This window comes from Streptomyces sp. NPDC002787 (assembly GCF_053592095.1).
Genome location: NZ_JBSFVC010000065.1, coordinates 1 through 20,877, shown reverse-complemented (window position 1 = coordinate 20,877; position 20,877 = coordinate 1). Strand labels below are relative to the sequence as shown.

At 68.2% G+C, this 20,877-nt stretch carries 18 protein-coding genes and 3 pseudogenes; 15 read left to right on the top strand and 6 right to left on the bottom strand.

Translation table 11 applies throughout. The annotated features are described in order from the left end of the window. Nucleotides 1–150: 150 nt before the first annotated feature. Nucleotides 151–672 (bottom strand): hypothetical protein, encoded by a 522-nt coding sequence (locus ACWD26_RS43025; protein WP_451279051.1) that lies wholly within the window; start codon nucleotides 670–672, stop codon nucleotides 151–153. Further along, the gene (locus ACWD26_RS43020; RefSeq protein ID WP_451279047.1) at nucleotides 581–979 is read right to left on the bottom strand and encodes a DUF6368 family protein; all 399 of its coding nucleotides are present in this window, start codon (nucleotides 977–979) and stop codon (nucleotides 581–583) included. Before ACWD26_RS43020 ends, ACWD26_RS43025 begins: the two co-directional genes overlap by 92 nt. A 182-nt stretch (nucleotides 980–1,161) precedes the next feature. Between ACWD26_RS43020 and ACWD26_RS43015 the strand changes: the two genes are divergently transcribed. Then, complete coding sequence (locus ACWD26_RS43015) at nucleotides 1,162–2,481, top strand: NlpC/P60 family protein (protein WP_451279045.1); 1,320 nt, start codon at nucleotides 1,162–1,164, stop codon at nucleotides 2,479–2,481. A gap of 58 nt (nucleotides 2,482–2,539) precedes the next feature. Here the strand turns inward: ACWD26_RS43015 and ACWD26_RS43010 are convergent, their stop codons facing one another. Beyond that, a complete protein-coding gene (locus ACWD26_RS43010; protein WP_451279043.1) occupies nucleotides 2,540–2,917 on the bottom strand; it encodes an alpha-L-rhamnosidase C-terminal domain-containing protein in 378 nt (125 codons plus the stop codon). A 254-nt stretch (nucleotides 2,918–3,171) separates the two neighbouring features. On the opposite strand from ACWD26_RS43010, the gene ACWD26_RS43005 reads away from it, so the two are divergent. From ACWD26_RS43005 to ACWD26_RS42965, 9 genes and pseudogenes are all read left to right on the top strand, one after another. After that, nucleotides 3,172–4,188 (top strand): helix-turn-helix domain-containing protein, encoded by a 1,017-nt coding sequence (locus ACWD26_RS43005; RefSeq protein WP_451279041.1) that lies wholly within the window; start codon nucleotides 3,172–3,174, stop codon nucleotides 4,186–4,188. 98 nt (nucleotides 4,189–4,286) lie between these two features. Continuing rightward, nucleotides 4,287–4,712, top strand: coding sequence for a hypothetical protein (locus ACWD26_RS43000; protein ID WP_451279039.1), 426 nt, complete (start codon nucleotides 4,287–4,289; stop codon nucleotides 4,710–4,712). A 727-nt stretch (nucleotides 4,713–5,439) separates the two neighbouring features. Then, a protein-coding gene (locus ACWD26_RS42995; RefSeq protein ID WP_451279037.1) for an IS630 family transposase occupies nucleotides 5,440–6,506 on the top strand; the annotation gives its coding sequence in 2 pieces (ribosomal slippage) (nucleotides 5,440–5,883 and nucleotides 5,886–6,506; 1,065 coding nt in all). Between the two features lie 699 nt (nucleotides 6,507–7,205). After that, nucleotides 7,206–8,015: a cytochrome bc1 complex diheme cytochrome c subunit gene (gene qcrC / locus ACWD26_RS42990; RefSeq protein WP_451279035.1), complete on the top strand. Its 810-nt coding sequence runs from the start codon at nucleotides 7,206–7,208 to the stop codon at nucleotides 8,013–8,015. Next, a complete protein-coding gene (gene qcrA / locus ACWD26_RS42985; protein ID WP_451279033.1) occupies nucleotides 8,012–9,070 on the top strand; it encodes a cytochrome bc1 complex Rieske iron-sulfur subunit in 1,059 nt (352 codons plus the stop codon). Before qcrC ends, qcrA begins: the two co-directional genes overlap by 4 nt. Then, on the top strand, nucleotides 9,067–10,704 hold the full coding sequence (gene qcrB, locus ACWD26_RS42980) for a cytochrome bc1 complex cytochrome b subunit (RefSeq protein WP_451279031.1): 1,638 nt from the start codon (nucleotides 9,067–9,069) through the stop codon (nucleotides 10,702–10,704). The genes qcrA and qcrB overlap by 4 nt, the downstream gene beginning before the upstream one ends. A gap of 724 nt (nucleotides 10,705–11,428) precedes the next feature. Then, a complete protein-coding gene (locus tag ACWD26_RS42975) occupies nucleotides 11,429–11,908 on the top strand; it encodes a hemerythrin domain-containing protein (RefSeq protein ID WP_451279029.1) in 480 nt (159 codons plus the stop codon). Nucleotides 11,909–12,179: 271 nt separating this feature from the next. Next, nucleotides 12,180–13,034 (top strand): annotated as a pseudogene (locus ACWD26_RS42970) (oxygenase MpaB family protein). A gap of 7 nt (nucleotides 13,035–13,041) precedes the next feature. After that, nucleotides 13,042–13,869 carry a ribonuclease BN gene (locus ACWD26_RS42965; RefSeq protein ID WP_451279027.1) on the top strand — a complete coding sequence of 276 codons (828 nt, stop codon included), beginning with the start codon at nucleotides 13,042–13,044 and terminating at the stop codon, nucleotides 13,867–13,869. 753 nt (nucleotides 13,870–14,622) lie between these two features. On the opposite strand, the gene ACWD26_RS42960 is transcribed toward ACWD26_RS42965, so the two are convergent. Then, entirely contained in the window at nucleotides 14,623–15,666 is a 1,044-nt protein-coding gene (locus tag ACWD26_RS42960; protein WP_451279025.1) for an NAD(P)-dependent alcohol dehydrogenase, read from the bottom strand. A gap of 95 nt (nucleotides 15,667–15,761) precedes the next feature. Here ACWD26_RS42960 and ACWD26_RS42955 point away from each other — a divergent pair, with 95 nt between their 5' ends. Further along, nucleotides 15,762–16,358, top strand: a complete 597-nt coding sequence (locus tag ACWD26_RS42955) for a TetR family transcriptional regulator (protein WP_451279023.1) — start codon at nucleotides 15,762–15,764, stop codon at nucleotides 16,356–16,358. Nucleotides 16,359–16,584: 226 nt separating this feature from the next. Here the strand turns inward: ACWD26_RS42955 and ACWD26_RS42950 are convergent, their stop codons facing one another. Then, the gene (locus ACWD26_RS42950; RefSeq protein WP_451279049.1) at nucleotides 16,585–17,124 is read right to left on the bottom strand and encodes a GNAT family N-acetyltransferase; all 540 of its coding nucleotides are present in this window, start codon (nucleotides 17,122–17,124) and stop codon (nucleotides 16,585–16,587) included. Between the two features lie 135 nt (nucleotides 17,125–17,259). Between ACWD26_RS42950 and ACWD26_RS42945 the strand changes: the two genes are divergently transcribed. Continuing rightward, nucleotides 17,260–17,976, top strand: a complete 717-nt coding sequence (locus tag ACWD26_RS42945) for a hypothetical protein (RefSeq protein WP_451279021.1) — start codon at nucleotides 17,260–17,262, stop codon at nucleotides 17,974–17,976. Between the two features lie 40 nt (nucleotides 17,977–18,016). Beyond that, complete coding sequence (locus ACWD26_RS42940) at nucleotides 18,017–18,211, top strand: hypothetical protein (RefSeq protein WP_451279019.1); 195 nt, start codon at nucleotides 18,017–18,019, stop codon at nucleotides 18,209–18,211. Nucleotides 18,212–18,691: 480 nt separating this feature from the next. Here ACWD26_RS42940 and ACWD26_RS42935 read toward each other — a convergent pair. Beyond that, nucleotides 18,692–18,920 (bottom strand): annotated as a pseudogene (locus ACWD26_RS42935) (helix-turn-helix domain-containing protein); the annotation flags it as partial. A 182-nt stretch (nucleotides 18,921–19,102) separates the two neighbouring features. Between ACWD26_RS42935 and ACWD26_RS42930 the strand changes: the two are divergent. After that, nucleotides 19,103–19,586 (top strand): annotated as a pseudogene (locus tag ACWD26_RS42930) (DNA helicase); the annotation flags it as partial. Between the two features lie 106 nt (nucleotides 19,587–19,692). Continuing rightward, nucleotides 19,693–20,343 carry a hypothetical protein gene (locus tag ACWD26_RS42925; RefSeq protein WP_451279017.1) on the top strand — a complete coding sequence of 217 codons (651 nt, stop codon included), beginning with the start codon at nucleotides 19,693–19,695 and terminating at the stop codon, nucleotides 20,341–20,343. Nucleotides 20,344–20,877 lie beyond the last annotated feature (534 nt).

Genomic DNA, 20,877 nt, shown 5'->3' with positions numbered 1-20,877 from the left:
AATCCACGGCCGCGACTGACGTTTCCCCACGACCAGACCAACGACCACCCAAGTCGAAAGTCACTTGATCAACAACTTCTGTTAGGACCTCTAAGTCTTGAGCCTGTCAAGGATCTGATGAGTCAGAAGTGTCAAGTGAGTCCTGAGACCTCACACCACACGCGCCCGCTGGTGCAGGCCGGCGGCCCGCTCAGGCGGGCAGGTGTCCAGCACCAGGGCGGTCAGCCGGGCGCCTTCCGGCGTCGGAGGGCTGGCCAGCAGCCGCAAGGTGACCTCCACCGCCAGGTCCCACCACGGGCCCGCTCCCGCGGTGTCGGTGCCCGCAGCCGGCGGATGAGCGGCCAAGTGGGCAGCGAGCACCAGGTCGTGCAGGTCCGCATCCGCGGCGGCGATCCGCTTCCACGCCCGCATCCGCTCGGTCAGCGGCAGACCGGCCGCAGCGTCCGCCGCGGCGAGGTCGAGGGCCGCCCGGGCCAAAACCGGGCCCAGGTGGAGGACCGGCCCCAGGAAGAACCTCGCGTCCAGGACGCGCACCTCGTCCAGGTCGACAGACGCGGGCCAGGGATTCCTGACAGGCGCCTCAATGTCCAGGCGCAGCAGGCCCGCCAGCGCGTGCCGGACCGGGCGGGCCCAGCCGAACGGCCCGCCGGCGGCGCCATGAACGATCACCACCAGCGCCCGCAGCAGGCCGGTGAAAAGGCCGACCCCAGTCCTCCCGCTGCGGGTTGAAGCCCACCAGGGCCGTGAGTTCCTCGTCCGCGCCGGTGTCGCCGAGGAGTCGCAGCGGGAACGGCTTGCGCCAGTCCTCCTCTCGCCGGTCCTCGACGCCCAATCGCTCGGCGGGCACGTTGACGTCGAAGAACCCGGGCCGCTTCTCCTCCAAGCAGGAGGAGAGCCTCACCATCAACGCGCGGAACTCCCGCAGCGCGGCAGGGGAAAGCGGCTCCGTAAAGTCGATCACCACCAACGGACCAGACATGCCCGAAACCTATCCTGATCGACGATCAACCTGGTCACCGGGGGTTTCCCAGGGGTTTCCCGTTGACCGTCGAAGCGGGCAACCGTGCTGCTGTGGACGTCTCGCGGTGCACTGCCGGAAGGTTCAAGACGCGGGGAGCGTACGCCCACAACGAGACCTGAGAGAACCGGGGAACGAACGACATGCGAAGAAGCACGCCAGGTGACGGCGGCCGAAGACAGCACCGCCGCTTCCGCCCGCTGCGGCTGCTGCTGACCACCGCCGTCTCGGTGGCCTGTCTGGGTCTGCCGACCACCACCGCCACGGCCGCTCCGGCAACCACCACGCCCGCGAAGACCGCTGCGTCGGCCGCCGCCACCGCCGACACCTGCGCCCCGCTGAAGGCCGGCGCGAGCATCGCCGCCGTGGACGCCGTGGAGACCGCCTGCCGCTACATCGGCAAGATCTACGCGTGGGGCGGCGGCCACGCGGAGGGCCTCCCAGGCCCCAGCCAAGGCATAGCCTCCCTGGACCCGATGGCCCAGCACGACACCAAGTACTGGAGCTTCGACTGCATCGGCCTGGTGCGCTGGGCCTGGTACAAGGCGACCCGCCAGGACCTCATCAGCGAGCGGACGACCCAGTCGACCTGGCAGAACCCGGGCTACGCGCACACCCGGTTCACCAAGGAGCAGGGCGAGGCCCCCCTGCTGCCCGGTGACATCCTCTACTTCGGCGCCAATCTCACCCACGTGGCGCTCTACCTCGGCGACGGCAAGTACGTCGAGGCACCCGAGTCCGGCTACCCGATCCGGGTCGGCAGCGACAAGTGGGACCGCTACCGGGGTGCGCTGCGGCCGCTCGCCGACGGTGTGTTCCCGGTCTGGGAGTACGACGGGCTCGGCAAGGAGCTGAAGACCTGGGGGCAGCCGAACCTGCGCGCCGACTCCCACACCGGCAGCGCGATCAACTGGCAGATCCGCAACGGCATCTCGGTCGCCGTGCGGGGCCTATGCCAGCGGGTCGGCGAGCGGGCCACGTACAACGGCATGGTCAACAACGTCTGGACGTATCTGCCGGACTATCGCAGCTGGGTCAGCAACCTGTTCCTGCAAGGGCCGGCAATCATGTCCGGAGTGCCGTCCTGCGGGGAGTTCTCCCGTATCGGCGGCACCCTGGACGGTGCCGACTCCAACACCTCGTGCGGTGACGGCACCGAACCGAACTCCTCGGGTGCGTGGACGGCCAAGTCGACGACCGTGTGGGGTCGTACCGTCGAGCTGCGCTACAACAGCACCACCGCGTGTGCCTGGGGCCGCATCATCGGCGGCACGATCGGCGACGAGATCTGGGTCGACCGCAGCGGCGACGGCGGAGACACCTGGGACCCCATGCTCGGCTACGCGAGGATCACGTCCGGTACCGACGCCTACACCACCCAGTGGAACGACAACGGGCTGGTGATGCGTGCCTGCGGTACCAACGGTCCCGGCGGCTCGATCGCCTGCACGGCCTGGTTCTGACGCGCGTGCCGTACGCCGCGACTCCGGGGCTCTGTAGGCCGCCCGTCGGCGAGGGGAGTCAACGCAGCTCCGCAGTCAGCCGGTATTGGCCCGAGGGGAGGTGGTACGCGGCCGATCCGGCGGCGTGGCCGAGGAAGCGTACGCCGTCCACCCGTGCCAGCGGGGTGTGTCCCTCGCGTACCGTGTCCGCCGAGGCCGTCGGCAGACGCAGGGTGGCCCCGCTGTTCGCGGGTACGACCGCCACGTACGTCAGGGTGCGGCCCCTGGCGTCGACCTCCCACTCGCTGCGGATCTCACCGTACGGCGACTCGTGGCTGCCCAAGACCTGTGTGATCTTCCCCGTGGGGTCGAGGTGGGGCCGGAGGAGAAAGCATCCGAAGCCGGGGCCGGCCGGGGCGGGGGCGATGCCAGCCATGTAGGCGTACATCCACTCCATGACCGCGCCGTAGGCGTGCTCGTTGGCACCTGGCTGGGCGTTCTGGTGAGGGGGAGTCGCGACGGACGGGCTGCTCGCGCTCAGAGACAGGGCGCGGGGCTCACGATTTGAGGCCCGCCGGTGTTAGATCCGTCCGTGGGAGACCAGCCGTTCTGGGGGCGGGCTCACCTGCGGGCCAATCTGCAATGACCAGCACGGCCGCACCCCTCACTGCCCCGCCCTGGGCGCCTTAACGAGCCCAACGACCGACCCTCATGGGAGATCCTTTGCTGCGGGTGCACTTCACTACCGACGACATCGCACGCGTCCGCCTCGCCGCCGGACCCGATCCTCTCTGGGAGATCACCAACAGCTTCCAGGTTCTGATCACGGAAGAGGCACCCTTGTTGTTCGACGACTGGCGGGGCCTGATCCGGCCGCGATTACCCGCGACCGGACGACTGCTGGCCGCCCTGCTGCCGCCGCGCGGCTACTCACCCGACTTCCTCACCCCCGACACGCGCGGCAGCGCCGACGTAGCGGAGGCCGTTGACACCATGCTCAGCACACCCCGGTCCAGGCTGAGCAGAGACCTGACCCGGCTCGACGCCTCCCCAGACCGAGTACGCCCGATGCCCGCCGATGCCCGTGCCCTGGCCGACGGCGCCCCCGAAGCCCTGCGCCGACTGGCCACCGCCCTGCGCGCCTACCACAGGCGGGCCCTCGCCCCCTTCTGGCCGCACATCCGCGCCCAGGTCGACGCCGATCGCGCGGTCCGTGCCCGGGCAGTCATGCAAGGCGGCACTGACGGCCTGCTGGCCAGCTTCGGCCCGGTGCTGCGCTGGAAGCCCCCTGTACTGGAAGCCGACTACCCCATCGACCAAGAACTCCTGCTTGGCGGACGTGGGTTACTTCTGCAGCCGTCGTTCTTCTGCACCCGAAGACCCGTCACACTCGCAGACCCTGACATGACCCCGGTCCTCGTCTACCCGATCCAGCACACTCTCGGCTGGGCCCGAAGATGCGGCGATGCGGAACGCAGCGCGCATCTGGGCGCCCTCATCGGGCACACCCGCGCCTCCATCCTGGAGGAGGTCGTCACCGGCCGCACGACCGGCGAACTCGCCGAGCGATTCGGAATTTCCGGTGCGTCCGCGAGCTATCACACCGCCGTCCTCCGTCGGGCCGGCCTTGTACTGAGCGTGCGCCGCAGCAAGTACGTCCTGCACACCATCACCCCCGCCGGACTCGCACTTCTCGACAGCCCGTCAATCGACGCGCCACACATTTAGAGCACGCTCTCAACGTGTGGCGCCAGCGGGGCGGCCGACAGCAGGCTGGGTCCACGTCACCTACACCCGGGGCATGACAGATTCGAGGAGGACATCCAATGTTGCGCACACGCAAGACCGCACGAGGCCGCTTGGACGGCAGGGGCCGGATCGCCAGGAACACGGCAGCAGCGGGCGCCATGGTCCTGGCCGTCGCGGGCGTCGGTCTGTCGACGGCTGGGACCGCGCACGCGGACGGGCACGGGGAGGGCTATTACGGAGTGTGGGCTGCCAATGTGAACGTCCGCAGCATCACCTCGGAGCAGTGCTATCTGTGGCCGTCAGCCAGCAACTGCCCCAGCGTGGTCGACCGTGTGAGCAGTCCGGAGTCCGTGTGGGTGTATTGCCAGACGGAGGGATCACAGACCGTCGGCGGCAACCCCTATTGGGTGAACGTCCGCACGGCCAGGGGCCAATCGGGCTACATGGCCAGCTACTACATCTCCAACGTCACGAACTGGATCGACGGCGTACCTCAGTGCTGACAGTGGCGAGGACAGCTGCGTAGAACTGCTGCAGCCGCAGGCACCGTGATAGTCGCCGCCGCAGGGGCAGGCCAGTAGCGCCCGCCGCGTAACGCCACGGAGCTCTGGGAACTGCTCCCAGGGCTCTTCGGTTGGTTCTCGTGTGACGCGAACCAGCCCGACCGCGAGCAGATCCCGCCGTGGTCAAGCGGCCCGCTCGCCACCGGGGACCTGCCGCAGGGGGCGGCCCCTCGGTGCGGCGGGCGGTCCGTGCTCTGCCCGGCGTACCGTGAGTTCATGGAACTGCCTGTTCGGGTCGCTCTGGCCGCGTCGGCTCCCGTACTGCCGGTCGGGCCCGGCTGGCGGTACGAGCCCAAATTTCGACGGGCACCGGGCCGTACTGGTCCGGGACTCCGACGGGGTCCGGCTGTTCTCCCGTTCAGGGCGTGACATGGCGCTGGACTGGAGCGCGGTGCAGTCGCGCTGCACGCGGATCTGACCGTGCACTGCTGACAACTTCTCCCTGCACCCGCAAAGATCGCGGGCATGGCCTCACGCGAACCAAGCCCGCGCCCTGTCCTTCGTCACCGTCGCCACGCAGTACGCTGCCGCCCGCCCGGACTATCCGCCGGCCCTCTTTGCTTGTCCTTTAACCTCCGTCCCGACTCTGACGCTCCCCTTTACCGAGCTTGAACTCGGGTTGTCGTAGCTGCTGACAGGGCTTGATCCTCGCGGTACGCCGTTTGTTATGAGGTATGCGCAGGGTGGCGGGCTGACGGACGAGCGCCGGCAGTTCCGGGAAGGCATCCGGATGATGGCTGCCGAGCGGTTCGCCGTGGGCGAGCCGAGTTCGGTGATCGCGAAGGAGTTACGGGTCAGCGTCCGGTCGGTCCAGCGGTGGCGGCAGGCGTGGGACAAGGGCGGTCCGCGGGCTTTGCGGTCGGTGGGCTCCGCATCGGCGCCGCGACTGAGCGAGGCCCACTTCGCCGTGCTGGAGGCGGAGTTGGCCAAAGGCCCGGTCGCACATGGCTGGCCGGACCAGCGGTGGACCCTGTCGAGGATCAAGACCGTGATCGGGCGGCGCTTCCACAAGAGCTACACCCTGCAAGGGGTGCGTAAGCTGCTGATCCGGCACGGCTACTCCTGCCAGGTCCCGGCCAGACGCGCCGTCGAACACGACCAGGACCAGATCACCGGCTGGGTGAAGGAGACCTGGCCGCAGGTGGAAGCACCGCGGCGGCGCTCGACGCATGGATCGTCTTCGAGGACGAGGCCGGCTTCTCGATGACGCCGCCGACCGCCCGCACCTGGGCCAGGCGCGGTCACACCCCGGTCATCCGGGTCCGCGGCCGCACCTCCCGCCAGCTTTCCGTGGCCGCCCTGGCCTGCTACAAGACAGGCGAACGTCCCCGCCTGATCTACCGGCCCAGACGACACAGCCATCGCCGCGGCGACCGCAGGAGCTTCGCCCGGACCGACTACCGCGACCTGCTGATCGCCGCCCACCGGCAGCTCAACGCACCCATCATCCTGATCTGGGACAACCTCGGCACCCACCTGTGTGCGGTCATGCGCAGCTTCGTCGACGGCCAGGACTGGCTGAGGGTGGTCCAGTTACCCGCCTACGCGCCCGAACTCAACCCGGTCGAAGGCGTCTGGTCGCTGCTGCGACGCCGCTACACCACCAACGTCGCCTTCACCAACCCAGACCACCTCATCCGCACCGTCCGACAGGGCCTCCGCAAGATCCAGTACCGCCCCGCCCTCCTCGACGGCTGCCTCGCAGAAACCGGACTCGCCCTCAGACCCGGATAACTCACTGCGACACCACGAGTTCAAGCTCAGTAGACGCAGAAGCCACCCACAACACCCCAGCCATTCCCACTGCAACGCACACAACCCCAGGTCACCGCCCCCACACCCCATTCCAGTCCTCGCCCCACCACCAACACCCCAGCTCACACACCAACTACCCCCTGCCTCAGCGACAGCCTCGCCGCGCAGTGCGATGCCCGGCGACGCGCGTCCGGTATGACTGATTCACGAAATATGACACTTTTTCAGATACTCTGCACACTGTTCTCCAGGTGAATGAGCAGGAGGGTGATCTGATGGGCACGACGAACCGGCTGCGATGCGAGCCAGGCCGCGAAGCGACCGCGGTTTCTCGTGGCTGCCTCCCGGCAGGCGGCACGCCGGGCCCATCCCCGTCGCCGGATGACTCCTCCCGTTCGACGTGCGGGGTTCATCGGCCGCAGACCGCTGACGGAGCCGAGTGGGAACCCGGATGGCTCACTGCGCCATCCCGGCCAGGTCGCGCCTGCCTCGTCGGCGCGGAAGTCCGCCGGCGCGAGGACCTGGCGGAATCGACGGCCGACAGCACCCGGCTCGCACCGGGCCAAGCGACCGAGCGGCCGACTGGGCCGAGTGGCCGAACGGTCGAGTGGCCGAACGGCTCGGCGTCCCGCACAGCTTGGGAGTATCGGAACTAGGAACCTGACTCCGGGACAATCCGTGAAAAAGATCTCCATGCGACGGCGCCAGCCGTTAGCGGCGCTCGTCGTCCTGCTCCTCGCACTGCCAGGCACCGGGGCGCTCTATGCCGCGTTCGCGCCCACGAGCAAGGCGCGGGCCCACCAAACCGCCCAGTCTGTCGCCATCGAGGAGGGCAAGGAGCTCTACGCCGTGGGCTGCGCGAGCTGCCACGGCACCGGCGGTCAGGGCACCACTGACGGGCCGAGCCTGGTGGGCGTGGGCGCGGCGGCCGTCGACTTCCAGGTCGGCACCGGCCGTATGCCCGCGCAGCAGCCGGGCCCGCAGGTCCCGGAGAAGCGGAACATCTACTCGCAGGCCGAGATCGACCAACTGGCGGCCTACATCGCCTCGCTCGGCCCCGGCCCTGACATCCCGACGGAGGAGCAGTACAGCCCCGAGGGGGCGAACATCGCCGCGGGCGGTGACCTCTTCCGTACCAACTGCGCGCAGTGCCACAACTTCATCGGCAGGGGCGGTGCGCTGACCCACGGGAAGTACGCGCCGAGCCTTGACGGTGTCACCCCCAAGCACATCTACGAGGCCATGCTGACCGGCCCGCAGAACATGCCTTCCTTCCCCGACAGCACGCTGACCGAACAGAACAAGAAGGACATCATCGCGTACCTGAACGCCGTCAGCGGCGACGACACCGTGAGCCCCGGCGGCATGGAGTTGGGTGGACTCGGCCCGGTCCCTGAGGGGCTGTTCGGCTGGATCTTCGGCCTCGGCGGGCTCATCGTCGCCGCCGTGTGGGTCGCCGCCCGAACCGCAAAGGCCAGGAAGTCATGAGCGGCAAGGACTTCCCCGAGGGGGATCTGCCCGCCCAGCGGGACGCCACGGAGAGCGCGGCAGACGTCGCGGACGAGGAGAACCCGTTCGCCGATCCGGGCCTGCCGCCCCACGAGCGCCGGATCCAGGACGTCGACGAGCGGGCCGCCAGGAGATCACAGCGCACGGTCGCCCTGCTCTTCACCGTGTCGGCACTGGCCACCATCGGTTTCATCGCCGCATACGTGGCGATCCCCATCGAGCGCTCCATCTACGTCTTCCCCCTCGGCCACATCAGCGCGCTGAACTTCGCGCTGAGCCTGACCCTCGGCATCGCGCTGTTCACCATCGGCGTGGGCGCGATCCACTGGGCCCGCACCCTGATGTCCGACGTGGAACTCGCTGACGACCGTCACCCGATCGAGGCCCCCACCACGGTGCGCGCGAAGGTCCACGCCGACTTCAAGCAGGGCGCCAAGGAGTCGCAGCTGGGCCGCCGCAAACTCATCCGCAACACGATGCTCGGCGCGCTCACACTGGTGCCCCTCTCCGGCGTCGTCCTGCTGCGCGACCTCGGTCCGCTGCCGGGGAACAAGTTGCGCCACACGCTGTGGGCCAGGGGCAAGGTGCTCGTCAACATGAGCACGAACGAGCCGCTGCGTGCGTCCGGCATCACGGTCGGCTCGCTGACCTTCGCCAAACCCGAGGGCCTGGAGGAGACCGACCACGGGTTCCAAAACGAGATCGCCAAGGCGGCCCTGCTGATCATCCGGATCCAGCCAGACGACTTCAAGGACAAGCGCGAGCTGGAGTGGTCCCACGAGGGCATCGTGGCGTTCTCGAAGATCTGCACCCACGTGGGCTGCCCGGTCTCCCTGTACGAGCAGCAGACGCACCACGTGCTCTGCCCATGCCACCAGTCCACCTTCGACCTCACCGACGGCGGCCGGGTGATCTTCGGCCCGGCCGGTCACGCGCTGCCCCAGCTGCGCATCGGCGTGAATGACGATGGCTACCTCGAAGCGCTCGGCGACTTCGACGAACCGGTCGGTCCTTCCTTCTGGGAGCGCGGATGAGCACGGCGAAGAACACCGGGTCCCACTCTCGCGGAGAGGCACCGGCCGGCGAGCGGCTTGCCGACTGGGCCGACGGCCGCTTGGGGATCTACGCCCTGGCCAAGGCCAACATGCGCAAGATCTTCCCGGACCACTGGTCGTTCATGCTGGGCGAGGTCGCGCTCTACAGTTTCATCATCATCATTCTCACCGGTGTGTACCTGACGCTGTTCTTCCACCCGTCGATGAACGAGGTGGAGTACCACGGCAGTTACGTCCCGCTGCAGGGACAGCTGGTGTCCGAGGCCTTCAGGTCGACCATGGACATCAGTTTCGAGGTGCGCGGTGGTCTGCTCATCCGGCAGATCCACCACTGGGCGGCGATCGTCTTCCTCGCCGGCATGTTCGTGCACATGATGCGGATCTTCTTCACCGGTGCGTTCCGCAAGCCCCGCGAGGTCAACTGGCTGTTCGGCTTCCTGCTGTTCGTCCTCGGCATGTTCACCGGATTCACCGGCTACTCGCTCCCGGACGACCTGCTCTCCGGCACCGGCGTCCGCTTTACCCAGGGCGCGATCCTGTCGATCCCGGTCGTCGGCACGTACCTCTCGATGTTCCTGTTCGGCGGCGAGTTTCCGGGCGACGACTTCGTGGCCCGGTTCTACTCGATCCACATCCTGCTGCTGCCCGGCATCATGCTCGGCTTGGTGGCGGCGCACCTGATCCTGGTCTTCTACCACAAGCACACGCAGTTCGCGGGCGCCGGAAAGACCAACACGAACGTCGTCGGCATGCCGCTGCTGCCGGTCTACACGGCCAAGGCGGGAGGCTTCTTCTTCCTGGTCTTCGGTTTCACCACTCTGATGGCCGGTATCGCGTCCATCAACCCGATCTGGCTGCTGGGCCCCTACCGTCCGGACCAGGTCACCACGGGCGCCCAGCCCGACTGGTACATGGGCTTCGCCGAAGGTTTGGTCCGTGCCATGCCCGGCTGGGAGATCAATTTCTGGGGGCACACGCTCGCCCTGGGCGTTTTTCTCCCGCTGGCCGTCTTCGGAATCTTCCTCGGCCTGCTGGCGGTCTATCCGTTCATCGAGGCCTGGATCACCGGGGACAAACGCGAACATCACATCCTGGACCGGCCGCGCAACGCTCCGACCCGCACCGCCCTCGGCGCCGCCTGGGTCACCGCATATCTGATCATGTTGATCGGCGGTGGCAACGACATCATCGCCCTCCGTTTCCGGCTGTCGATCAACGCGGTGACCTGGTTCGTCCGCGTCGCTTTCTTCGCCGGCCCCGTGATCGCGTTCATCGTCACCAAGCGGATCTGCCTCGGCCTCCAGCGCCGCGACAGGGCCAAGGTGCTGCACGGCCGTGAGTCGGGCATCATCAAGCGCCTGCCGCACGGTGAGTTCATCGAGGTGCACGAACCGCTCAGCCAGGAGCAGATCTACACGCTCACCGCGCACGAACAGTACGATCCGGCCGAGATGGACCCGGCCCTGGACGAGCACGGCCTGGAGCGGAAGGTGAAGAGGCTCGAGAAACTGCGCGCCAAGCTCCGCCATGCCTACTACGGCAAGGGCGCCCAGATCCCCAAAGCGACCGTCGAGGAGTACAAGGAGATCACGAGCGGCCACGGCCACCACTGACTGCACCGTTTCCCAGCGGGTGCTCATCGCCTACGGCACAGGGATCGGCCCGCCGCGCAGACGCGGGGCGGAAACGCCCGGCCGTGGAGCGACGCTCGGGACGGCCGGGCGCCCCCCTGTACCGGAACCGGCGTACCGGTTGTACCGGCTGCGACGCTGAATGCCGACGGCATGGAGGGGTACGTCGTCGGCATCGGCATTTGTGCCTATTCAGGGAGGAGCCATGTCTTTGTGGTCGAGGGTGCGCGAACACATGGGGGGCAGATCGCATGGATCATCCACGCCTGCCGGTGCCGCAGAGGTCCATTCCGGTAGGCCGGAGGACACGGGCGGTGAACCGGAGGACAGGGCGGCGGATCAACACAGCACGACAGGAACCACACCCAACGAGACCTTCGTGGGGCGAGTCGCCGGCGACGACCCCGGCTACCTTGAGACGGGCGCCGAGAAGCGCGCTGAACTGGGCCCGGCACGCGGTGACGAGTCCGGCCGTCCCGATCGACGCTGAGCCTGAAGAGCAGTCCCGCGATCTGCTGGGCCCCTCGGTCCTCCGCCTGGCCGGCCCGGACGGTGGGAGGTGCGCGGCCCCTGTCCCGCTGGCGAGAGCAGGCGTGGCCCGTCCCGGAAGGGAGCGATCCATGGTAGGACCATCGATGAGCAGACGGTCGAGCAGTTGGGCGGTCCTGGCAGCGTTCTGGCGCGGCAGCGTCGTGATCACGCGCAGTTGGACCGGCTGACGGGCCGGTATCAGGCGCCGGGAAACGGTGAGGACCGCGAACGGGTTCTGCAACAGATCGTTCAACTGGTCTTCAGCCACGCCTTCGCCGAAGAAACCGTGCTGTGGCCGACCGTGCGGCACGCGGTCCGGGACGGGGCGGAGCTGACCTCCCGGGTCGAGGAGGAGCATCAGCAGATCAACGATCTCGTCGCCGACATCGAACGTCTGAGTCCCGACTCGCAGGAGCGCGCGGAGAAGGTGCGGCGGGCCTTCGCTCTGATACGCCAGGACATCCGGGACGAGGAAGATCTCGTCCTTCCCCGCCGGCAAGAATCCCTGTCCCCCGCTCAGCTTCACCGGCTCGGCGCGGCATGGGAGGCGGTACGACGGAGCGCACCCACACACCCCCACCCCGTCGTCCCACGGCGCCCGCCCGGTAACGCGTGCCCTGGGTGTGCCGCTGAGTTTCTACGACCGGACACGTGACTCCGAGCGGATATGCCATGGACTCGGCAAGCATCCTCTTGCGGCTGCCGTGAAGAAGGTCCTGACCGGCTGACCGGGATCGTCGTCTCCGTCGCGGCTATCGCCGCACTGCGCGAACGGCGTGGCTGAAGCACACGCTCGTGACCGCGCGGGGCCGCCCGGCCGGTCGGGCGGCCAACCGGACGCGTCCACCGACTGACAATCCGTGCCGCTATGTCCTGATTGGGGTAGGTGTGTCGGACACTGGGCTGTAGGAGAGGGGAGGCCGACCGTGCTGACCGTAGTCCGTGACCAGCTCAGCCAGGCCCTGTTCCGCCGTGTCGCCGGGCCCGACGGACCGATGGTACGGGCCCGCATACACGACACCCCCGGACCGCGGCCCGACCGCCCCATCCGCACGGTCCACGGTGACGCCTCGATGTTCATCGGCGGGCTGAGCGCACTGCTGCTGCAGTCCCTGCACCCGCTCGCCATGGCCGCGGTGCCGGGCACTCCGGTTACCGCGGCGACCCATGGGGCCGGCTGCAGCGCACCAGCGCTTTCCTGGCCGTGACCACCTACGGCACCGCTGCGGACGCCCAGCGGGCGGTCGACCGCGTCCGCGGCATCCACGAGCGGATCCGCGGGACGACGGCCGAGGGCGCGCCGTACCACGCGGCCGATCCGCGTCTGCTCGGCTGGGTGCACGCCGCCGCGACGGACAGCTTCCTGCGCGCCCATGAACGCTACGGAGCCCGCCTAAACGCCGTCGGCTATGACGCCTACGTTGCCGACACCGCGCGCGTCGCCGAGGCGCTGGGGGTGACCGACCCGCCGGGTGACCGCCGCGAGCCGGCCGAGCGCCTGATCGCCTACCGGCCCGAGCTGCGGGCCACGCCCCAGGCCAGGGCCGCCGCCCGCTTCCTGCTGTTCCAGCCTCCCCTGCCCCTCGCGGTACAGCCCTTCTACCGCGTCCTGGCCGTGAACGCCGTCGCACTGCTCCCCGCCCTGGGCCCGCGGCATGCTGTGACTGCCCCGCGTGCCGATCGTCGAGGACCTCGCCGTACGCCCCACCGGCCAGGCCGTGACGCGGACCATCCGCTGGGCCATGGCTCCGTCCCGCCCCTCCGGGCGCGCCGGGGAGTGAGGCACGCGTGAAGGACGCCTCCGGCGCTGCGCGGGAGCCGCGGCCGCCCCATCGTCGTCTGCGTGCCCGCTGGCACGACTCGGCCGTCGGATGGCTCTGGCAGCACGGCAACGAACTGGAACTGCTGCACCGGGCCATGGGATTCTCCGCGTTCGGCCTGGTCACCCTGGTTCCTCTACTGATCGTCGTCGCGGCGGCGCTCCCCTTCCAGGGACAGGGATTCGCCCTGTGGGTGATCGACGCGATGAGTCTGTCCGGGCGCCCGGCCGAGGCGGTGCGCGAGTTGTTCGCCACGCCGCGCAGGGTGTTGAGCGCGACCAGTGTCCTCAGCGGGCTGCTCGTGGCGCTGTTCGGGGTCAGTTTCGCGGCGAGTGTGCAGAACGGCTACGAGAGGATCTGGGAGGTGCCCGCCGGCCCATGGCACCACGCGTGGCGCCGTGTCGTGTGGCTGGCCGCGCTGACGGGCTATCTGTTCGCCGAAACGCGGAGTGGGGCGGTGCTGCAAGAGGGGCTGGCACAGTCGGTCGTGCGGATCGTGCTCGCCTCGCTGTTCGGGGTCCTGTTCTTCTGGTGGGGCCAGCACTTCCTGCTGGGCGAGCGGGTGCCGTGGGGTGCCCTGTTCCCGGGCGCGGTGGCCACGATGGCGGGTCTGGGTGGCCTGCGCTGGTTCTCGGACCAGGTGTTCTCACCGCTGATCGTGAGCAACGCGATCACCTATGGGGCGGTCGGCACCGTACTGATCATCCAATCCTGGCTCATCGGCGTCGGTTTCGTGGTGTTCGGTGGGCCGCTGCTGGGCCGCTATGTGCACGAGATGCGGCGACGGCGCAGTTGACACGACAGGTGCGGCGGAGGTCGGGGTCCCGGTCCCCCATCTGCCGCACCAGCCGCTCGTAACGCCCTGGGGACTCAGCCGGCCATCCGCCGGTCAGTCGCAGCGGCACTTGCACGGGTTGCGGCAACCACCGCCACCGCCACCGCCGTCCCCCGAGCCACCGTTGCGGTTGCCGTCGCCGAACCGCCAGGCTCGCCGTCATCCGGGCCGACGTCCTCGTCGCAAATGCAGCAGTTGAAGCAGAGCCGGCACTGGCCGCACAACTGGTGCCACCGGCCACAGCGCCGGCACTCCCCCTCCCGTGGCCGGGCCCCGACGCCATTGAGGCGCTCTCCGGGGCCGCGCCCGAAAGCGCCCCGATGCCGCAGATCCTGCCCGTGCCGGTCTCCGAGGGCGGTTCCGTCGCCGTACGGCGTCCCAGTCCGCGGGCCCCGCAGCTGATGGCGGTGCTGGTGAGGGTGCCGGGGGTCGAAGACGCGGTCGATGGCACGTTCCCACTCGCCGTCCGGGACGCCCGTGCCAGTCGCCCGTCGACGAACTCGGCGGGGGACAGGACGAGTCCGATCCCGTGGACGGCGTCGTCGCAGAGCCAGCGCACCTCGCTGATGGCGCTCTTTGAAAACGACCACTCCCTGCTCGGGGGTAACCCCAGACCTGCTCGATGGGTCTCCCCACCCACGCGGCACCGCACCTGCGTTCAGCCGGCTCTCGTGGTTATCGCAGGGCTTGCTGTTGGACAAGCGGCGCCGTCGGTCAGTCCAGGTCGGACATGTCGAGCACGAAGCGGTAGCGGACGTCGTTGCGCTCCAGGCGTTCGAGAGCCCTGTTCACCTGGGACGACGGCAGCAGTTCGATGTCGGCTGTGATGTCGTGTTCAGCGCAGAAGTGCAGCATGGCCGCGGTGGACGGGCGGCCGCCGCTGCCGGCGGAGCTGAGCTTCTTGCGGCCGATGAGCAGGTCCATGGTTTCCACGGTGACCGGTCCGAGGTGGCCAAGGCGGCTGAGGGTGCCGTCCATGGCGGCCGCACGCAGGTACGGAGCCAGGTCGTGGGGAGCGGAGATGGTGTCGATGACCACATCGAACTGGTCGCGGACCTCTTCCATCTGCTTCGGGTCGGTGGACATGACGAATCCCTGCGCCCCCAGGCCGCGCGCTTCGTCAGCCTTGTCCGGGGTCCGGCTGATGACGGAGGTCGTGGCGCCGAGCCCGGTCGCCATCTTGACCGCGAGGTGTCCCAGGCCGCCCAGCCCTGCCACGGCGACAGTACTGCCTGGGCCCACTCCGAGCGCCTGCAGCGGTTCCCAGACGGTGACGCCGGCGCAGAGCAGGGGGGCTGCGGCGGCTGCGTCGAGGCCCGCAGGGAGATGGTAGGCGAACTGATTTCTCACGACATACTCGCGGGAGTACCCGCCCAGCGTGGTCGATCCGTCCTGCCGGTCGGCTCCGCCGTAGGTCAGTGTCGGGAACTCACGGCAAAAGTTCTCCTGGCCGGCCTGGCACATGCGGCACATGCCGCACGAGTCGACGATGTTGCCGACGGCCACGGGGTCGCCCGGGGAGAAGTCGGGAACCGCGCTGCCGACCTCGGTCACCACGCCTGTGAACTCATGCCCGGGTACGAGCACGCCGTTCGGGTCGCTCTCGTGCGCCTGCAGCGCGTGGAGGTCTGTGTGGCAGACACCGCAATAGTCGACACGTACCGCGATGTCGTGCAGGCGCAGGTCCCGGCGCTCCAGCGCCGTGCGGCGCAGAGTCCGTGTCGTGCTGTCCGCCTGCCATCCGGTCGTGGAACGCATCTCTGACTCCTAAGACAGACTGTTCGGTCTATTTGACGGTAGGCGTATGCGAACCAAGAAGCAAACAGACTAGTCTGTCTGTTAAGGTGCGGAGTATGCCTGACCAGCCATCCAGCCGCCGCGGATCCGCGACGTACCAGCGCATCATCGACGCCGCCACCCAGGAATTCGCCCAGTACGGCATCGCCGGTGCACGCATCGAGCGGATCATCACCACCGCACGCACCAACAAGGCGCAGCTCTATGGCTACTTCGGCAACAAGGAGCAGCTCTTCGATGCGATCTTCTTCGCCTCACTGGAGCGGATCACCAATGTCGTCCCCATCGACGCCACGAACCTCGCCGACTGGGCGGTGCGCCTCTACGACGAGTACCTCAGCCGCCCCGATCTGATCCGGCTCGCGACCTGGGCGCGCCTGGAGCGCCGCCCGGCCGGGCATCTCGTGGCGGACCACGACCGCTACGACGACCACAAACTCCGCGCCATCGCAGAGGCCCAGGCCGCCGGGCGCATCAGACAGGGAGACCCCTTCGACGTGATGGCCATGGTCATCGCCATGTCCATGGCCTGGTCCCCGGTAAGCAACGTCTACGCCGCCTCCGCCCAGGAGCCCGCGAGCGTGCACGACCAGCGGCGCACCCTGCTCCGAAACTGCGTAAGCCGCGCCGTCGCCCCGGACCGGGGAGCCTGAGCACACCACGACGGTTCGATGCGGCCCGCACACCCCACGAACACGCGGGCCCGGCCTTCACCTGCAAGGCGCTCGTCTTCGCTCCCCACTCGGTTGAGGGGCGAAGCGAGTGGGGCGACGAGTAGCCCTGGCCGATTCCAGAGATCCTCATCATCGTTCGCGGTCCGCGCCGGTCACGGCGATCGGGTTCCACGCGCCGGACGCCTCGTGAACGAGGGAAACCAATTCACCCGTGCGGTGGGCGCGGGGATGGCGTGAGCGCGCGCCACTCATCTTCCAGGACGCTGAACACTTCGGAGTCTCGCCAACCGTCCCGGATCAACGCGGTATGACGATGGCGCCCTTCCCACGTCATGCCGAGCTTGCTGAGTATTCGAGCTGACCCGAGGTTCCGCGGGTCACAGGTGGCATAGACGCGGTGGAGCCCGAGGTCCTCGAACCCTCGCGCCAGTAGTGCCTTCCCGATTGCCGTTCCGACGCCCTGACCCCAAACTCGAGGATGCACGGCATAGGTGATCTCACCTTGACGTTGTCCTCGACTCCGAAAGTGGAGCTCACCCATGCCGACTACGTCGCCCTCGACACGCGCCGCATAAGCGAACCGCTGCTGAGGCGAGTGTGACCAGGCTTCGACCGCGGCTACCACGAACGCGTGTGTTTCCTCTTCGGTGTTCGGCCCCCACGTCTGGAAACGGCAGACCTGGGCGAGGGAAGCCCAGGAGTGGACGGCTCGCCAGTCCGCGAGCTCAATTCTCGTCAAGGTCACCGAATGCTGAGCCACGGGTTGATCTTGTCAGGTGCGGTCCCGGCGATCTACGGGATCCAAAGCAGGCACAACCCAGGGGCTCCCGTTCCGCCCGAATACCCGCCTGGACTCGAGTGGTTCAGTCCAGGGAGCAGCGTGCCGCCGTCCTTCGCCTACCGGATAACCAAGTACAACCCTGCCGACCGCGACGAGCGTGGGCACTACAACGGCGCTGAGGACACGGTGAGCGACCACGGGCCGGTCGAGGCGTCCTACTTGGAGGCGATCGCCGCCTTCGCGCAGGAGTCGGGCATGTACCGGCTGGAGATCCGTGAACCGGCGGTCACCGGCTTCGTCAACTTCGGCCTGGAGGCGCCGGTTGACGGGCACGGCCTCGCTGGGCTGTTCCCGCCCGACCTCACCGGCTACTACGACGGCGCCGTAGTCTCTGGGCCGGTCGCGCTGGAGCTGGTCCGGGCCATGCTCCGTGACCAGGGCGCCTGGTGTCAGCTGGAGCAGCAGGACACGTTCACCGTGCACGTCGGGTGGGATCAGTATGTGTACGTCGGCAGCGACCAGCCGTGCGAAGCAGCCGTCGCCCGGACCCGCGAGCTGGGCCTGTTCGCGGAACCGATCACATCCTCGCCCTACGCCGCAGACCTTCAGGATCCAGAGGTGACACAGGCTGCGGACGAGGAGTTCTGGGAACGAGTACGCGCAGAACTGGCCGCACCGCAGATGCTCCCCCTGGAGGAGACCCTACCTCCGCAACGCCACCCGCTGGCACCGTCTCACCGAAAACAACCTCGATACCGTCCGCACCGCGCTCGGCCCACGCGCGCTCCTGACCGTCTGGCCCGACCTCACCCCTGATGTCGATGCGGTCCTTGCCGCGCTGCCCGAGGACGAATCCGTGGACTTCGTCTGGGAGGCGGCGAACGGAACGATCCGCCATGTGACCGTCGACGAGACCCACCACCAACAGCTCACCACTTTGGTGGCAGGCGCGAGGGCGGCCTGCTCCCTGCCCCTGGCCGTCGACGAGCGCCACCCCCTGTTCCACGTTGCCCTACCTGACAGTGACGGCGTGCTGCGCGCCAGGCGGTGACCTGGTTCCCATGTCCTGCTCTACGGGGTCGGCCCAACGCTGCTGCCTGGCTCCGCGGGCAATCCGTCACCGTAACTACAGTTGAGCGGGACATTGGCCACCCTCCTATACCAATCATCTGTAGGCATCGCAGGTCACTGAACCGTCGCTGGTGAGCAATTTCGAATACTTTCGGTGATCACTCCCCGTCACACGCCGTGGCTGCTGCTCTGGATGCATGGCTTCTGCGACCAGGCCAGTGGTTTAGTCCGACTCATGCAGCCTGGACATGCTGATCGTGGAGCATGCAGGTGACGAGACGGATCGGGACCGGTTACCCCTGTCCGAGGGCTGGCAGCGGCGATGGACCACGTCGTGGCGGGTCGGCGGTGGGCCGGTGACATGGCCGGTGAGCGAAGTCGGCTCGGTGCCCCTCGGCTCGTCGTCTCCGGTTCGCGGGTTCACCTGGAGGGCGAGGCAGGGGCACTGGCCGGGCCTGCAGTCGCTCAGCCTCGGAAACGATGCTGGCCCCTGCGATCGCAGCGCCCTGGGGACCGCCCTCATCCCACGTCCGCCGCCACCGCTGCACCGAACGGACGCTCACCCGCAGGTCCTTGGCGATCACCGAGCTCGCCTCACCCCGAGCGAACCGTTCCGCCGCCTGGAGCCGTAACTCCTCACGAAACTGCTGCCGTTCGGCGGTCAGCCCGCCCCCTTGTGGATACCGCATGCCTCCGGTGATACCGCGGCCGACGGCCAGCCGTCAGCCCCTACGACACCACGAGTTCAACCTCAGTAACCAGTAAGCGGTGTGGCGCCGAACTCGGGCTTTTGTCCGTGAAGAAGTCTTATCGGTGAGGAGCGTGGGCTTCGCCGTTGGCGAAGCGGATGCAGCGGCGGCCCCTGACCAGACGTCCCACAGCCCACCCCGAACTGGTTCTCTTCGGCTCCTGGGGTGAGCTGCAGGAGTATGCAGAACACGACCCGGCCGGCCGTGACCTGCAGCCCTTCGTCAATCTCGTCGACACACACAGGCCCGACGCCATCCTCGCCGCGATCAACCAGCTCACCGACGAGACAAACGCCGACGTCACCGTCTCCACCGCGCACACCGCCAAGGGCCGCGAACGGCCAGCCGTGCCAATCGCCGACGACTTCCCCCCGCCCAAAGACACCGATCAGCACGACGCTCACGGCCGCCCCATCCCCCGAACGCGTCAGCGACACCGACGCCCGCCTCGCCTACGTCGCCGTCACCCGCGGCCGCCACCACCTCGACCTCGGCGGCCTCTCCTCGATCAACACCCACCTCCCCCGCCTCCTGCCGCCTGAGCAAATCCTGGCTACCAGGCCGCTTGGCGCACATGCGCTCCGCAGGCCGCCATCACACCGTTGAGGCATCCTCGGGCTAGGTGTGCGGCACGCGCAGGAGCTCTGAAGCCAGCAATGGTGAGTAACATCCCTCGCCAACAGCACAGTCGCTCACCTGAAGGAGAACTGCCATGACCGAGACACCAGTGGAGACAACTGATCTCAAAGCGCAGTACAGCGCCCAGGTCGCCGCCGACCTCGAGCGCAACGCCAAGGAGCAGGACCGTATCCGCGGGGAGATCGACGCCTTGCAGGACCAACTTCTCGGTCTGCAACAGGATCACGCCGTGCTGGTGAACATGCAGCAGGCACTCGGCGTCGTCACACCCGAGCCCGCTCCCCCAGCCGAAAAGAGCGCAGCGCCTTCCGTTCCGAAGCAGAAATCCGCCGCCACCCCGGCTACCGGCAAGCGAACCCGCACGAAGAAGGCCACTCCCCCACAGGACACCAAGCAGACGAAAGCAAAGGTGAAGAAGCCCGCCGCCAAGGCCACGGACCCGAAGAAGACGGCCCAGCCCACCCTCGTCGAACTCATCCGCCGGCACCTCACCGAACAGAACGAACCGCGCTCCGCCGCCGAGGTCGCCACCTCACTCACCCAGGCTCACCCCGACCGCCGTATCCAGACCAACGTCGTGCGCACCACCCTCGAAGCACTCGTCGCCAAGAGCAACGCCCAGCGCACCAAACAAGGCTCGTCCGTCTACTACACCGCTGCCGACGCCCAGGAGCCGACCACACCGTCACAGGCCGACACCGCGTCCTCGCAAGCCGACAGCTGAAGCGGGAACTCTCAACGTCGCCATCCCGACCCCGGGGGAAGCGGTTCACCGACGCTGTGGGGAGTACAGAACACCGCCTTCGGCCCTCCGTCCGTCCGGTGAGCGGGTCACCGCCTTCGGACGATCCGGCGCCCACTCCCCAACGCGGCGGGGAACTGCTGTCCTGCGCCGCTCCCCCTCAGCGCACCTCCGAGAGCGAGCAGACGTTCCCGGCGACATCAGCGGCGCGAGCGGCGGTCCCTGACTCGCCGACCGCAGCTCCGCCACGCGCAAGGGCACCGTGGTGTCGGTCAACAGCCACGGCGAGGGCGACGGCGGCACCCCGACGTACGGGGCCACGCTCGACAAGGGCCGCGCAAACCGTCTACGTGTGCGACATCCCGTGAGTTCCCCTGAGCCCTGCTGAGTCCTTGTCCCTGTGGCCAGGGGGTTGCGTCTCCTTAGAGGTCCTAACAGAAGTTGTTGATCAAGTGACTTTCGACTTGGGTGGTCGTTGGTCTGGTCGTGGGGAAACGTCAGTCGCGGCCGTGGATT